The sequence below is a fragment of the Streptomyces sp. NPDC001599 genome, assembly GCF_042893535.1.
Lineage (GTDB): Bacteria > Actinomycetota > Actinomycetes > Streptomycetales > Streptomycetaceae > Streptomyces.
Window position 1 is genome coordinate 54,798 of record NZ_JBIAVA010000005.1, and the last position, 14,171, is coordinate 68,968.

The window sequence follows — 14,171 nt, forward strand, 5'->3', positions numbered from 1 at the left end:
CCGCTGTCGCCGGGCGGCGCGAGACCGGAAACTGTGGGCGCTTTTGCCCTGCCCAGCCCCACCCCCACCCTCCACTCCACCCCCACCTCCACCCGCCCCCCCACGCATCGGACGAGCCGCTCCATGTCCAACAGCACCACCGCCAAGGCGCCCCGGCAGCCGGCGGACGCCTCCCTCTCCCACGGCCTCAAGCAGCGCCACCTGTCGATGATCGCCCTCGGCGGGGTGATCGGAGCCGGGCTGTTCGTCGGCTCCGGCGCCGGTATCGCCGCCGCGGGGCCCTCGATCGTCGTCGCCTACACCGTCTCCGGTCTCCTCGTGATGCTGGTGATGCGGATGCTGGGCGAGATGTCCGCCGCGTATCCCTCCTCCGGCTCCTTCTCCGCGCACGCCGAGCGGGCGATCGGCCCCTGGGCCGGTTTCACGGCGGGCTGGGCGTTCTGGGTGCTGCTGTGCACGGCCGTCGGCCTCGAGGGCATCGGCGCCGCGCAGATCGTGCACGGCTGGCTGCCGGGCACGCCCGAGTGGGCCTGGGTGGCGCTGTTCATGGTGGTGTTCTGCGGGACGAACCTGGCCGCCGTGAAGAACTTCGGCGAGTTCGAGTTCTGGTTCGCCGCGCTCAAGGTCGGCGCGATCTCGCTGTTCCTGGTGCTCGGCGTGCTGGCGATCTGCGGGGTCCTTCCCGGAACCGACTCCCCCGGCACCTCCCACCTGGGCGACTTCCTGCCGAACGGCGGCAACGGCCTGATCATCGGCCTGCTCGCCTCGGTGTTCGCCTACGGCGGCCTGGAGACGGTCACCATCGCGGCGGCCGAGTCGGAGAACCCGGTCAGGGGCGTGGCGAGCGCCGTGCGGACGGCGATGTGGCGCATCGCGCTGTTCTACATCGGCTCGATGGCGGTCATCGTGACCCTGGTCCCGTGGGACTCCCCCGAAGTCGTCGAAAAGGGCCCGTACGTGGCGGCCCTCGACGAGCTGGGCATCCCGGGCGCGGGGCAGCTCATGAACATCGTGGTGCTGGTGGCGCTGCTGAGCGCGATGAACGCCAACATCTACGGGGCCTCGCGCATCGGCTACTCGCTGGTCGAGCGGGGCCAGGGACCGAAGGTGCTGGGCCGGGTGTCGGGCGGGGTGCCGCGGGTCGCGGTGCTGGTCTCCTCCCTCTTCGGCTTCGGCTGCGTGCTGCTCAGCTACTGGCGGCCGGACGACGTCTTCTCCTGGCTGCTGAACATGATCGGCGCGGTCATCCTGGTCGTCTGGATCTTCATCGCCGCCGCGCAGCTGCGGCTGCGCCGCCGCCTGGAGCAGGAGGCGCCCGAGAAGCTGGTCGTGCGCATGTGGGCCTTCCCGTGGCTGACCTGGGTGGCGCTGGCGGGCATGGCCGCGGTGTTCGTCCTGATGGCCCGCGAGCCGGACACGCGGGTGCAGCTGTACTCGACGGGCGGGATGACGCTGGTCCTGGCGGCCGTCGGCTACGCCCGGCAGCGGCGGGGCGCGGCTCGCGGATAGCGACCCGCCCGGCACATCTCCCCAGGGCCCCCGCACGAAGGCGTGCGGGGGCCCTTTCATGCGCGCCGGGTCCGCCCCTCCACCCCTCCCGCGCCTCTTGCTGCTAGCGTGCACTTGCAAGCCTTTTGCAATAAGAGGTCGGAGGGGATCCGCCATGTCCGTCTACACGCTTCCTGAACTGCCGTACGACTACTCCGCGCTGGCTCCCGTGATCAGTCCCGAGATCATCGAGCTGCACCACGACAAGCACCACGCCGCGTACGTCAAGGGCGCCAACGACACGCTGGAGCAGCTTGCCGAGGCGCGGGACAAGGAGACGTGGGGCTCGATCAACGGCCTGGAGAAGAACCTGGCCTTCCACCTCTCCGGCCACATCCTGCACTCGATCTACTGGCACAACATGACCGGTGACGGCGGCGGCGAGCCCCTGGACAAGGACGGCGTGGGCGAGCTGGCCGACGCGATCGCCGAGTCCTTCGGCTCCTTCGCCGGCTTCCGGGCACAGCTCACCAAGGCCGCCGCGACCACCCAGGGCTCGGGCTGGGGCGTGCTGGCCTACGAGCCGCTGAGCGGCCGGCTGATCGTCGAGCAGATCTACGACCACCAGGGCAACGTCGGCCAGGGCTCCACCCCGATCCTGGTCTTCGACGCCTGGGAGCACGCCTTCTACCTCCAGTACAAGAACCAGAAGGTCGACTTCATCGACGCCATGTGGGCCGTCGTCAACTGGCAGGACGTGGCCAGGCGCTACGAGGCCGCCAAGTCCCGCACCAACACCCTGCTGCTGGCGCCGTGAGAGTCGCCCCCGGTCGCCCTGCCTCGTGATCGTCTTCTCAACCTTCACCCGGCAGGCGGAATGAGGAGGGCCCCCGCGAGGACGTGACTCGCGGGGGCCTTCTGTCGTGCCCGGCGGCGCTCTCCGTCTCGCCGGACGGCGCTCTCCGTCTCGCCCGTCGGTCGCCGTCTGGGCAGGGCGGTGGCGTTTTGCTAGCTTCGAACACATGGTTGCCCAGGCCCGGAACTTCACGTCGCGTCGCTATGTCGACCTGCGACGCCAGGGCACTGCCACCTGTCGCCGTCCTCGCGTGAGCTGACGGGGCACCACCACACGGGTGCCCCCGGCCAACGAGTCAACAGATCCGTGAGGCGGGCGGGGTGGACCCGGCGCGCCTCCGTCCGTTCAGACGGCGCAGTGTCGGACCGTTCCGGAGGAGACCCACATGCCCCGTACCGCGGCAACCCTGATCGCTTCCCCCGTACCGCGCGGCGCCGACCGCGACCGGCGGCGGGCCACCGCCGGTGTGGTGCTGCGCTCCGTGCTGGAGCACGGGCCCGTGGCGCGCAGCACCATCGCCCGGCTGACCGGCCTGTCCCCGGCGTCCGTGACGGACTACTGCGCCCGCTTCACCCGGCTCGGGCTGGTCCGCGAGGCCGAGCCGCCCCGGCGGCCGAAGGGGGTGGGCCGTCCGCACGTGCCCCTGGACCTCGACGACTCGCGGTTCGTCGTCGGCGGGGTGCACGTGGCCGTCCCCCACACCACGGTCGCGCTGCTCGACCTGCGCGGCCGGGTGGTGCGGCAGCGGGAGCTGAAGCACGAGCGCACCGATCCGCGGTGGGTGCTGCCCCGCGCGGCAAAGGCGCTGGCGGCGCTGCTGGCCGAGGTCCGCGACGCCCGGCCGCTCGGGGTGGGGTTCGCGGCCGGCGGCTGGGTCGACCGGGACTGCGGCGTGATCGTCGAGCACGGGCTGCTGGGCTGGCGGGACGTGCCGGTGCGGGAGGTGCTCGGCGCGCACACCGGGCTGCCGGTCCACGTCGACGGGCACGCCCGGGCGTTGGTCAACGGCGAGCGGCTGTTCGGGCGGGCGCGGGGCGGCGGAAGCGTGCTGCACCTGTTCGTCGGCAACATGGTCGACGCGGCCTTCGCCACCCACGACGAGGTGCATCACGGGCCGCGTTCCCAGGCGGGCGCGATCGCGCATCTGCCGGTGCCCGGCGGCGGCGAGCCGTGCCCGTGCGGGCGTACCGGCTGCCTCCAGGCGGAGTTGAGCGAGCGGACCCTGTGCCGCCGGGCCCGTGCGGCCGGGATCACCGACGGGAGCAGTCCGCGGCACGTGCTCGCCGCGGCGAACGCCGGTGACCCGGTTGCAGCCGCGCTGCTGCTGGAGCGGTCGCGGGCCACCGGGCGGGCGGCGGGGCTGCTGGCGGACGTCCTCAATCCGGAGACGGTGGTGGTGACCGAGATCGGCGCCATGCACCGCACGGACTGCCTGGCGGCGTTGCGGGAGGAGGTCGGCACGGAACGCGCGGCGGCCGTCTTCCCGACGAGTTTTCCCGAATCCGTGCCGGCCGTCGCGGGTGGCTCGGTCGTTCTCGACGTGCTGTACCGGGATCCGTTGGGCGCTTCACCCGAGGCCAATTAATTCAGCGTCGCGGAATGTTGACACGGATCACCGATGACCGGAAGCATTCACCTCATGAGCTGTCGCACCCTCTGTTGCTGACGCCCCGGCGCGCCCGGAGCGCGTATCCCGCTGCGTGAATTCCCTTTTTCGTCACCGGAATTCCGTATGCCCCACTGCCTGGCACCACCTTGCCGTGCCGTTCTGTCTTCCCGGCTGCCGCCGTGCCCCGTCCGTATGAGATCAGGGAGTTCTCCCATGCCCGCTCCGCCTGCCACAGGCATTGACCGCCGCCTCTTCCTCACCTCGCTGATCGGCGCTTCGGCAGCCGTCGCCGGGCTCAGCGGCTGCGCCGGCGGCAGTGCCGCCGCCGAGACGAAGGGCGCCTCCACCGCTCCGCTCTCCGACACGGTGCCCGAGGGCACCAGCCTGAAGATCTCCTCTTATCAGAACACTCAGCAAATCCAGTTCGAACTGGCCGGGCTGACCGTCCCGTTCAAGGTGTCGGACTGGCTGAACATCGGTGCGGGTCCCGATGTCATCAACGCCTTCCGGGCGGACTCCCTGGACCTCGCCAACAATGCGGGTATTCCGCCGATCCAGGCCCACTACCAGGGTTTCAAGGCGAGGATCGTCGCCGTCAACCTCACCCGTAGACCGAACTACCTGTTCGCGACGAAGCCCGGCAGCGACATTCGCACCCCGGCCGACTTCGAGGGCAGGAAGCTGGCCTTCTCGCAGGGGCAGGCGCAGGGCGTCGTGCTGCTGCGGGCGCTCAAGAAGGCGGGACTCGACCACGACCAGGTCGAACTGGTGCCGCTGACCAGCAACCAGTTCCTGACCGCCCTCCAGTCCGGTCAGGTGGACGTCGCCCCGCTCGCCAACAGCCAGGCCCCCGCCTATCTGGACCAGTACGGGTCCAAGGGCGCGCACACCATCGAGACCGACGTCGTCGACCTGCTCAGCCTGCTGTGGGCGCCGCAGTCCGTACTGAACGATCCCGCCAAGGCCGCCGCCGTCGCCGCCTACATCCCGCAGTGGGTCAAGGGCCTCATCTGGACGTGGGAGCACCCCGACCGGTGGAACGAGGAGTACTACGTCAAGACCCAGAACCTGACCCTCGACCAGGCGCGGGCCGTCACCGAACTGGCCAACAAGCCGCTGTTCCCGCCGAGCTGGGACGAGGCGATCAGGTGGGAGCAGGAGACGGCGGACCTGCTGGCGGAGGGCGGCTTCGTGAAGGAGTTCGACGTGACGCAGCTCTTCGACCGCCGCTTCGAGGCCATCGCGGCACGGGCCGCGACGGCGGAATACCGGAGGTGAGCGCCGTGACCACCCTCGCGAGTGCCGAGAGCGCGGTCACCGTCGCCGAGGACACCCGTCAGGTGCGCAGGCGCCGACGGCTCTCGCCCGGAAAGCGGTGGCCGGCCGCCCGGCTCGCCGGTCCGCTGCTGGTGGTCGTCCTGTGGACGGCCGCCTCGGCCGCCGGGGCGCTGGATCCCGGCGCGATCCCGGCGCCCTGGACGGTGGCGGAGACCGCCGGCCGGCTGTGGTCGGACGGGACGCTGGCCACCGATGTCGTCACCTCGCTGCGCCGGGCGGCGATCGGGTTCTCGATCGGGCTCGGTGCCGGGGTGCTGCTGGCGCTGGCCGCCGGGCTGAGCCGGGTGGGCGACGCCCTGATCGACGGGACGGTGCAGCTCAACCGGGCCGTTCCGACCCTGGGTCTGATCCCGCTGTTCATCCTGTGGCTGGGCATCGGGGAGACCTTCAAGATCGCCATCATCGCGATCGTGGTGTACATCCCGATGTACCTGAACACGCACGCCGCGCTGTCCGGCATCGACAGCCGCTACGTCGAACTGGCCGAGGTGCAGGGACTGTCCCGGCTGCGGTTCGTCCGCCGGGTGGTGATCCCCGGCTCGCTGCCCGGCTTCTTCGTGGGGCTGCGGCTCGGTGTGACCGGCTCCTGGCTGGGCCTGGTGGTGCTGGAGCAGATCAACGCCACCAGCGGCCTCGGCTACATGATGTTCCAGGCCCAGAACTACGGCCAGACGGACGTGATCCTCGTCGGCCTGCTGATCTACGGCGTCTTCGGCCTGGTCTCCGACAGCGTGGTCCGTCTGATCGAGCGGAGGGTGCTGTCGTGGCGACGCACACTGAGCAGCTGACCCTGCCGGCCGTCCGGCTGCACGGGCTGACCAGGTCGTTCAAGGGCCGTACGGTCCTCGACGGCATCGATCTCGCACTGCCCGCCGGTCAGTTCACGGCGCTGCTGGGGCACAGCGGGTCCGGCAAGAGCACGCTGCTGCGGGCCGTGGCCGGACTGGACCACGGCGTCGAGGGCGAGGGGCGGCTGTCGGCGCCGGAGCGGGTGTCGGTGGTGTTCCAGGACTCCCGGCTGCTGCCCTGGTCCCGGGTGCTGGACAACGTACTGCTCGGCGCGGAGGGCAAGGAGGCCGCCGGGCGCGGCCGGGCCGCCCTGGCCGAGGTGGGTCTCGCGGGGCGTGAACGGGCCTGGCCCGGGGAGCTGTCCGGCGGCGAGGCCCAGCGGGCGGCGCTGGCCCGGGCCCTGGTGCGGGAGCCGCAGCTGCTGCTCGCCGACGAGCCGTTCGGCGCCCTGGACGCCCTGACCCGGATCAGGATGCACGGCCTGCTGCGGGAGCTGTGGAAGCGCCACCGGCCCACGGTGCTGCTGGTCACCCACGACGTCGACGAGGCGATCGTGCTCGCCGACCGGGTGCTGGTGCTGGAGAACGGCCGTATCGGCCTCGACCTGACCATCGACCGCCCCCATCCGCGCTCCTACCGGGAGCCGAAGCTGGGCGAGTACCGGGAGCGGCTGCTGGCCGCCCTCGGTGTGACGGAGGACCACTGATGACCCGCCGACTGCATCTGAACGCGTTCCTGATGAACACCGGTCACCACGAGGCGTCCTGGCGGCTGCCGGAGAGCGACCCGTACGCGCACGTGAGCCTCGCGCACTACGTGAATCTCGCCCGGACCGCCGAACGGGGCACGTTCGACTCGTTGTTCCTCGCCGACGGCCCGCAGCTGTGGAGCAACCTCGCACAGCGGCCGGCCGGCGCGCTGGAACCGCTCACCCTCCTGACGGCGCTGGCCACGGCGACCGAGCACATCGGGCTGATCGCGACCGCGTCCACGTCCTACAACTCGCCCTACAACCTGGCCCGCAGGTTCGCCTCGCTGGACATCGTCAGCGGCGGCCGGGCCGGCTGGAACATCGTCACCACCGCGGGGGCCGAGGCGGCCCGCAACTTCGGCCTGGACGCCGAGCCCGCGCACGCCGAACGCTACGCCCGTGCCGCCGAGTTCCTGGACGTGGCACTGAAGCTGTGGGACAGCTGGGAGGACGACGCGGTCCTCGCCGACAAGGCGGCCGGTGTGTGGGGCGACGACGCCCGCGTCCATCCGCCGCGCCACAAGGGGACGTACTTCAGCGTGGAGGGCGCGCTCAACGTGCCCCGCACCCCGCAGGGCTACCCGCTGCTGGTGCAGGCCGGCTCCTCCGCGGACGGCAAGGCCTTCGCGGCCCGGTACGCGGAGGCGGTCTTCACCGCGCAGCAGACGCTCGGGGACGCGCAGGCCTTCTACGCCGACATCAAGTCCCGCACCCGGCGGGCCGGTCGCGATCCGGAGCACCTCAAGGTGCTGCCGGGCATCGTCCCCGTGCTCGGTTCCACCGAGGCGGAGGCGCGCGCCGCGGAGCAGGTCCTGGACGACCACATCGTGCCCGCGCACGGCGTACGGCGCCTGGAGGACCTGCTGCGGCTGGAGCGCGGCACCCTGGACCTGGACGGTCCGCTGCCGGACGACCTGCCGCCGGAGAGCGCCATCGAGGGCGCCAAGAGCCGCTACACGCTGATCGTGGAGCTGGCCCGGCGCGAGCGCCTGACCGTGCGGCGGCTGATCGGGCGGCTGGGCGGCGGACGCGGCCATCTGACCTTCACCGGGACACCGGAGCAGGTGGCCGACCGGATCGAGTCGTGGTTCACGGAGGGTGCGGCCGACGGCTTCAACATCATGCCGCCGGTGCTGCCCTCGGGCCTGGAGGACTTCGTGGACCACGTCGTCCCGGTCCTGCGCGAGCGCGGCCTGCTGCGCACCGCGTACGGGCCCCGGCAGACCCTGCGCGAGCGCTACGGCTTGCCCCGGCCCCGCAACCAGTACGTCACCGAAGCCACCGGCCCGGCCACGGCCGGGGCACCGGCCGCACTCACCCGTATCTGAGAGAGGAACCGGCATGAGCGATCTGCGGATCACCAGGATCACGTCCCGTATCGGCGCCAAGGTGTCCGGCGTCGACGTCTCCCGACCGCTGGACGGGGCGACCGTCACCGCGCTGGGGGCCGCCCTGGCCGAGCACAAGGCGCTGGTCTTCGACGACGTGGACCTCGACGACGAGGGCCAGCAGGACTTCGTGCGCGCCTTCGGGGACCTCACCACCGCCCACCCGACCGTCGGCGCGGTGGACGGCGCCCCCAACGTGCTGCCGGTCGACAGCGAGCGGGGCCGTGCCAACCACTGGCACACCGACGTCACCTTCGTCCTCAACCCGCCGCAGGCGACCTCGCTGCGCAGCCTGACGGTCCCGCCGTACGGCGGCGAGACCCTGATCGCGTCCTCGGCGGGCGCCTACCGGGACCTGCCCGAGCCGCTGCGGCGGCTGGCCGACGGCCTGTGGGCGGAGCACACCAACGACTACGACTACGCGGTCGCGGACGAGGACGTCGACGCCGAGCAGGCCGCGCACCGGTCCCGGTTCACCTCGATCAAGTACCGCACGGCCCACCCGGTGGTGCGGGTCCACCCGCTGACCGGCGAGCGCGGACTGTTCATCGGCGGGTTCGCGCAGCGGATCGTGGGCCTGTCGGTGGGCGAGTCGCGCAAGCTGCTCGAACTGCTCCAGTCCTACGTCACCCGCCCGGAGAACGTGCTGCGGCACCGCTGGTCGGAGAACCAGCTGGTGCTGTTCGACAACCGCATCACCCAGCACTACGCCGTCGACAACTACGACGACCGGCCGCGCCGGCTGCACCGGGTGACGCTGGCCGGTCCCGTGCCCGTGGGCATCGAGGGCAAGGAGAGCTACTCGATCGAGGGAGACGCCTCGCACTACACCCCGGTCGCCGCGTAACGGCGGACCGGACCCGGCCCCCCGTGAGCGCGGGGGTAGGGCGCCTCCTGCGGGGGAAAGGACCCACCGTTCACCCGAGGAGGCGCTCATGGCGTACGTACGGTGTCCGAACTGCGGCGACACGATGCAGGAGTTCCGGGACCTGGAGGGGGACGAGGAGAAGGCGGCGGCCCGGCTGGCCCTCGCGGAGCTGCCGGCGGCCGGGGAGGTCTTCGTCGCCAAGGCCTATCACCGCTGCACGTACAACGGCTGCCGCCGGATCCAGCGCAAGGACCGGTGGCGCGTCGGCGCGACGCTGCCCGAGGAGGACTGACCGCCCGTTCCGCGTCCCCGTGTCCCCGGGCAGGGGGCGCGGGGACACGCGCGTCCGGATCAGAGGTTGCTGAAGTCCGGGCCCTTGGTGCGGGTCCGCTTGATCTCGTAGAAGCCCGGTACGGAGGCCACGGCGAGGGTGCCGTCCCAGAGCTTGCCGGCGTCCTCGCCCCTGGGGGCGGGGGTGACGACCGGGCCGAAGAAGGCGAGCTGCCCGCCGTCGGCGCCGGGCACGGCGATGACCGGGGTGCCGACCTCCTGGCCGACCTTGTCGATGCCCTCCTTGTGGGAGGCGCGCAGCTGCGGCTCGTAGGGGGTGTCGTCCCAGTGGTCCATGAGGGACTCGGGCAGACCGACGTCCTTCAGGGCCGCGGCGACCGTCTCCCGGCCCGGGCCCTCCTCCTGGTTGTGGATGCGGGTGCCGAGCGCAGTGTAGAGGTCGCCGAGCACGTCGGCGCCGTGCTCCTCCTGGGCGGCGATGACGACCCGGACCGGGCCCCAGGCCTTGGTCTCCAGCAGCTCGCGGTAATCGGTGGGCAGCTCGTCGAGCTTGTCCTCGTTGAGGACGGCCAGGCTCATCAGGTGCCAGCGGACCTCGATGTCCCTGACCTTCTCCACCTCCAGGACCCAGCGGGAGGTCATCCAGGCCCAGGGGCACAGGGGGTCGAACCAGAAGTCGACGGGCGTCTTCTCCGACATGTCTCTCCTCATGAGGCGCCGCAAACGAGTACTCATCCCCGGGAACCGAACGACCGGCCCGCCCATTCCCGGCTGCCGCGCGTCAGGGGCGCATGGCAGGATCGGTGCTGTCCGCATACTGAACACCATCCGAGGGAGTGCCGCCCGTGCCCGGTGAGAATCTGTCCCGCGACGAGGCCCGGGAGCGGGCCGCCCTGCTGTCCGTCGACGGGTACGAGGTGTCCCTCGACGTGCGCTCGGCCGTCGGTGACGCGCAGGGCGAGGGGCCGCGCACGTTCCGGTCCGTCACCACGCTCCGCTTCCGCTGCAACGAGCCCGGCGCGAGCAGTTTCGCCGACCTGGTCGCACCGAGCGTCACCGCCGTGTCGCTCAACGGCCGCGACCTCGACCCGAGCGAGGTCTTCGACGGCTCCCGGATCGTCCTGGAGGACCTGGCCGCCGACAACGAGCTGGTGGTCGACGCCCAGTGCGCGTACTCCCGCACCGGCGAGGGCCTGCACCGCTTCGTCGACCCGGAGGACGGCGAGGTGTACCTGTACACCCAGTACGAGCCGGCCGACTCGCGCCGGGTCTTCGCCAACTTCGAGCAGCCGGACCTGAAGGCGCCCTTCCGCTTCGAGGTGCGGGCGCCCGAGGAGTGGACGGTGTGGTCCAACGGCGTCGGTGAGCGCGTCGACGGGGTGTGGCGGTTCGCGGAGACGAAGCCGATCTCGACGTACATCACGTGTGTCGTGGCCGGTCCCTACCACTACGTGACGGACTCCTACGAGCGCGTCTTCGAGGACGGCACCCGGCTGGAGATCCCGCTCGGCGCCCTGTGCCGCAAGGGACTCGCCCCGCACTTCGACGCCGACGACGTCTTCCTGATCACCAAGCAGGGCTTCGACTTCTTCCACGACCACTTCGACTACCCGTACCCCTTCGGGAAGTACGACCAGGCGTTCGTGCCGGAGTACAACCTCGGCGCGATGGAGAACCCGGGGATGGTGACCTTCCGGGAGGAGTACATCTTCCGCGGGAAGGTGACGCGGGCGTCGTACGAGGGCCGCGCCAACACGATCCTGCACGAGATGGCGCACATGTGGTTCGGCGACCTGGTCACCATGGAGTGGTGGGACGACCTGTGGCTGAAGGAGTCCTTCGCCGACTTCATGGGCGCCTTCGCCAACGTCGGCGCGACCCGCTTCAAGGACGCCTGGATCACCTTCGCCAACCGCCGCAAGGCCTGGGCGTACCGCGCCGACCAGCTGCCCTCCACGCATCCGATCACGGCCGACATCCGTGACCTGGAGGACGCCAAGCTCAACTTCGACGGCATCACCTACGCCAAGGGCGCCTCCGCGCTCAAGCAGCTGGTGGCGTACGTCGGGCAGGACGCGTTCCTGGAGGGCGCGCGGCGCTACTTCAAGCGGCACGCGTACGGCAACACGCGCCTGGGGGATCTGCTGTCGGTCCTGGAGGAGACCAGCGGCCGGGACATGGCGGCCTGGTCGCGCTCCTGGCTCCAGACGGCCGGCGTCAACTCGCTGACCCCGCAGGTGCTGCTGGGCGAGGCGGGCACCGTCGACGAGCTGGCCGTGGTGCAGGAGGCGGCGGAGTCGCATCCCGAACTGCGCCCGCACCGCGTCGCGGTGGGCCTGTACCGGCGTACGGCCGAGGGCGCGCTGGAGCGGTACGCCCGCGCCGAGGCGGACGTCGAGGGGCCGCGCACGGTGGTGGCGGAGCTGGCCGGTGCCGAGGCGCCCGAGCTGGTCCTGGTCAACGACGACGACCTCACGTACTGCAAGACGCGGTTCGACGCGACCTCGCTGGAGACGCTGCGCGAGCACCTGGGGTCCCTGACCGACCCGCTGGCCCGTGCCCTGTGCTGGTCGGCGCTGTGGAACATGACGCGGGACGCGCTGCTGCCCGCCCGGGACTTCGCGGCGCTGGTGCTGCGCTTCGCGGGCCGCGAGTCGGACATCGGCGTCCTTCAGATGCTGCACGCCTGGACGAACTCGGCGCTGGTGCACTACGCGGCGCCCGACTGGCGGGAGACCGGCGGCCGGCTGCTCGGCGAGGGTGCGCTGCGCGAGCTGCGGGACGCGGCGCCGGGCAGTGAGCAGCAGCTGGCGTGGGCGCGGTTCTTCGCGTCGGTGGCGTCCGACGGGGCGGAGCTGGAGCTGCTGCGCGGGCTGCTGGAGGGCACCGAGAAGATCGAGGGCCTGGACGTGGACCAGGAGCTGCGCTGGGCCTTCCTCGCGCCGCTGGCGGCCCACGGCGAGGCCGACGAGGGCGTCCTGGCCGCCGAGCTGGCCCGCGACGACACGGCCTCCGGCAAGCGCCACCAGGTGCGCTGTCTGGCGGCCCGCCCCTCGGCGGCGGTGAAGGCGCAGGCCTGGGCGCAGGTCGTGGAGTCGGACGCGCTGTCGAACGCGCTGGTGGAGGCGACCATCGCCGGGTTCGCGCAGCCCTCGCAGCGGGACCTGGTCGCGCCGTACACCGAGAAGTACTTCGCGGCGATCGAGCGGGTGTGGGCCGAGCGGTCCATCCAGATCGGGATGGACGTGGTCCGGGGCCTGTTCCCGTCGCTGCGGGACTCCCAGGACACCCTGGACGCGACCGACGCGTGGCTGTCGGCGCACGAGGACGCGGCCCCGGCGCTGCGCCGGCTGGTGCTGGAGGCGCGGGACGACCTGGCGCGGGCGCTGCGCGGGCAGGCCTGCGACGCGGCGGCGGGCGTTCGGTAGCGGTCCCCCTCCCCGCCTGATCTTTGGCCAATGATCGGGCGTTCCGTCATCGTTACAAGATGCGTGCCCGGCCGGCCGTAACCCCTGGTCCCACCCGTTCGGACCAGGGGTTTCGGCATCCGAACACCCGTCCTTTAGTCCGGGCTTGTCCCGGTTCGGCGATGGACGTGTAACAGCGGTTAGGGGGCCGATCGGGCGCGGGAAATTGCCGGTCATGACGCACAACACCCCGCTCTCCCCCCGCCCCCGCCCGCTGCACGCACTGGCCGACGGCCGGCGCCGGCTGATGACGGCCGCCCAGCTGCGGGCGCACGGTGTCTCCGCCGCGGAGACCAACGAGCAGTGCCGGCCCGGCGGGCCCTGGCAGCAGCTCCTCCCGAACGTCGTCCTGCTGCACCCGGGGCCGCCGACCAGCGACGAGCGCCTGCACGCGGTGCTGCTCTACGCGGCGCGGGACCGCACCTCCGGCACGGCACCCGGCGTGAGCGCCTCGGTGCCGGTCCAGCCGGGCGGGGAGCACCCGCCCGTGCCGGCCTACGCGGAGGCGATGATCACGGGCTTGGCCGCGCTGACGCTGCACGGCTTCTCCGCCGCTCCCCCGCTGTCCGCCCTGGAGCTCATCGACGTCCTGGTCCCGCGGCTGCGCCGGCTGCGCACGACGGGCTGTGCGCGCGTCGTCCGCACCACCGCGCTGCCGACCGCCGTGGAGCTGACGGGGGTTCCGGTGGCGCCGGTGGCGCGGGCCCTTGCGGACGCGGTCGCGGAGCTGACCGACCCGGGCACGGTCCGCCGGCTGCTGACGGAGGCGGTGCGCGGCGGTCACTGCGAACCGGCCGCGGTGGTACGGGAGCTGAACCGGGCGCGGCTGCTCAGCCGCCCGCACGTCGTGGACGCGGTGGACTCCCTGGTCGCCGAGGGGCGGGCGCTGGCCGAGCAGCGGCTGTACCGGATGGTGCGCGAGCACGCCCTGCCCGAGCCGGTCTGGAACGTCGACCTGCGCCTGCCCGGCGGCCCCCGCCTGGGCGGCGTGGACGCCTTCTGGCCCGAGCAGGCGGTGGCGCTGGAGCTGGACGTCCGGGCGCACCGGCAGCAGGAGGACGACGCCGCCCGGGCGGAGCACGCCCGCAAGCGCGAGCACCTGGAACGGCTCGGCATCACGGTCGTACACCTCACCCCGCGCAAGCTGCGGGACTGCCCGGAGCACCAGGCGGCCGTCGTACGGACGGCGCTGATGGCGGCCGGGGACCGGGAGCCCGCCGCGTACGTCGTGGTGCTGCCGCGGTAGGAGGGCGCCGGGCGGGCCACCGGGGGACGCGGGTCGGGAGCCGCACGGCCCGGGGCGGGAAACGGGATTGTCATGACCCG

Annotated in this window: 12 protein-coding genes; 11 read left to right on the forward strand and 1 reads right to left on the reverse strand. The window is 72.0% G+C overall.

What is annotated here, in order from left to right; genetic code table 11:
* Positions 1-123 precede the first annotated feature (123 nt).
* The 9 genes from ACFYZ3_RS15105 to ACFYZ3_RS15145 all read left to right on the forward strand — a co-directional run bounded on the left by ACFYZ3_RS15105 (position 124) and on the right by ACFYZ3_RS15145 (position 9,379).
* Complete coding sequence (locus ACFYZ3_RS15105) at positions 124-1,509, forward strand: amino acid permease (RefSeq protein WP_388516972.1); 1,386 nt, start codon at positions 124-126, stop codon at positions 1,507-1,509.
* Positions 1,510-1,663: 154 nt separating this feature from the next.
* Positions 1,664-2,305, forward strand: a complete 642-nt coding sequence (locus ACFYZ3_RS15110; protein ID WP_003976168.1) for a superoxide dismutase — start codon at positions 1,664-1,666, stop codon at positions 2,303-2,305.
* Between the two features lie 424 nt (positions 2,306-2,729).
* Positions 2,730-3,929: an ROK family protein gene (locus ACFYZ3_RS15115; RefSeq protein WP_388516975.1), complete on the forward strand. Its 1,200-nt coding sequence runs from the start codon at positions 2,730-2,732 to the stop codon at positions 3,927-3,929.
* Positions 3,930-4,166: 237 nt separating this feature from the next.
* Positions 4,167-5,231 (forward strand): ABC transporter substrate-binding protein, encoded by a 1,065-nt coding sequence (locus ACFYZ3_RS15120; protein WP_388516978.1) that lies wholly within the window; start codon positions 4,167-4,169, stop codon positions 5,229-5,231.
* The gene (locus ACFYZ3_RS15125; RefSeq protein WP_388516981.1) at positions 5,228-6,079 is read left to right on the forward strand and encodes an ABC transporter permease; all 852 of its coding nucleotides are present in this window, start codon (positions 5,228-5,230) and stop codon (positions 6,077-6,079) included. The genes ACFYZ3_RS15120 and ACFYZ3_RS15125 overlap by 4 nt, the downstream gene beginning before the upstream one ends.
* The gene (locus ACFYZ3_RS15130) at positions 6,055-6,786 is read left to right on the forward strand and encodes an ABC transporter ATP-binding protein (protein WP_388516983.1); all 732 of its coding nucleotides are present in this window, start codon (positions 6,055-6,057) and stop codon (positions 6,784-6,786) included. The genes ACFYZ3_RS15125 and ACFYZ3_RS15130 overlap by 25 nt, the downstream gene beginning before the upstream one ends.
* On the forward strand, positions 6,786-8,159 hold the full coding sequence (locus ACFYZ3_RS15135; RefSeq protein ID WP_388516986.1) for an LLM class flavin-dependent oxidoreductase: 1,374 nt from the start codon (positions 6,786-6,788) through the stop codon (positions 8,157-8,159). Before ACFYZ3_RS15130 ends, ACFYZ3_RS15135 begins: the two co-directional genes overlap by 1 nt.
* 13 nt (positions 8,160-8,172) lie before the next feature.
* The gene (locus tag ACFYZ3_RS15140; protein WP_388516989.1) at positions 8,173-9,066 is read left to right on the forward strand and encodes a TauD/TfdA dioxygenase family protein; all 894 of its coding nucleotides are present in this window, start codon (positions 8,173-8,175) and stop codon (positions 9,064-9,066) included.
* Positions 9,067-9,154: 88 nt separating this feature from the next.
* Positions 9,155-9,379, forward strand: coding sequence for a hypothetical protein (locus ACFYZ3_RS15145; protein ID WP_356868352.1), 225 nt, complete (start codon positions 9,155-9,157; stop codon positions 9,377-9,379).
* A 59-nt stretch (positions 9,380-9,438) separates the two neighbouring features.
* Here ACFYZ3_RS15145 and ACFYZ3_RS15150 read toward each other — a convergent pair whose 3' ends face one another.
* Positions 9,439-10,077, reverse strand: a complete 639-nt coding sequence (locus ACFYZ3_RS15150; protein ID WP_388516992.1) for a DsbA family protein — start codon at positions 10,075-10,077, stop codon at positions 9,439-9,441.
* 146 nt (positions 10,078-10,223) lie between these two features.
* On the opposite strand from ACFYZ3_RS15150, the gene pepN reads away from it, so the two are divergent.
* Together pepN and ACFYZ3_RS15160 are read left to right on the forward strand one after the other, a co-directional pair.
* Entirely contained in the window at positions 10,224-12,806 is a 2,583-nt protein-coding gene (pepN, locus tag ACFYZ3_RS15155) for an aminopeptidase N (protein WP_388516995.1), read from the forward strand.
* A 214-nt stretch (positions 12,807-13,020) separates the two neighbouring features.
* Positions 13,021-14,091 carry a hypothetical protein gene (locus tag ACFYZ3_RS15160; RefSeq protein ID WP_388516998.1) on the forward strand — a complete coding sequence of 357 codons (1,071 nt, stop codon included), beginning with the start codon at positions 13,021-13,023 and terminating at the stop codon, positions 14,089-14,091.
* The last annotated feature ends 80 nt before the right edge of the window (positions 14,092-14,171 follow it).

What these genes read in the sequence shown, in the direction of transcription:
- ACFYZ3_RS15135 (WP_388516986.1), top strand. Translation starts at nt 6,786, where the DNA reads ATGACCCGCCGACTGCATCTGAACGCGTTCCTGATGAACACCGGTCAC.
- ACFYZ3_RS15140 (WP_388516989.1), top strand. Translation starts at nt 8,173, where the DNA reads ATGAGCGATCTGCGGATCACCAGGATCACGTCCCGTATCGGCGCCAAG.
- ACFYZ3_RS15110 (WP_003976168.1), top strand. Translation starts at nt 1,664, where the DNA reads ATGTCCGTCTACACGCTTCCTGAACTGCCGTACGACTACTCCGCGCTG.
- ACFYZ3_RS15160 (WP_388516998.1), top strand. Translation starts at nt 13,021, where the DNA reads ATGACGCACAACACCCCGCTCTCCCCCCGCCCCCGCCCGCTGCACGCA.
- ACFYZ3_RS15105 (WP_388516972.1), top strand. Translation starts at nt 124, where the DNA reads ATGTCCAACAGCACCACCGCCAAGGCGCCCCGGCAGCCGGCGGACGCC.
- ACFYZ3_RS15120 (WP_388516978.1), top strand. Translation starts at nt 4,167, where the DNA reads ATGCCCGCTCCGCCTGCCACAGGCATTGACCGCCGCCTCTTCCTCACC.
- ACFYZ3_RS15115 (WP_388516975.1), top strand. Translation starts at nt 2,730, where the DNA reads ATGCCCCGTACCGCGGCAACCCTGATCGCTTCCCCCGTACCGCGCGGC.
- ACFYZ3_RS15150 (WP_388516992.1), bottom strand. Translation starts at nt 10,077, where the DNA reads ATGTCGGAGAAGACGCCCGTCGACTTCTGGTTCGACCCCCTGTGCCCC.
- ACFYZ3_RS15145 (WP_356868352.1), top strand. Translation starts at nt 9,155, where the DNA reads ATGGCGTACGTACGGTGTCCGAACTGCGGCGACACGATGCAGGAGTTC.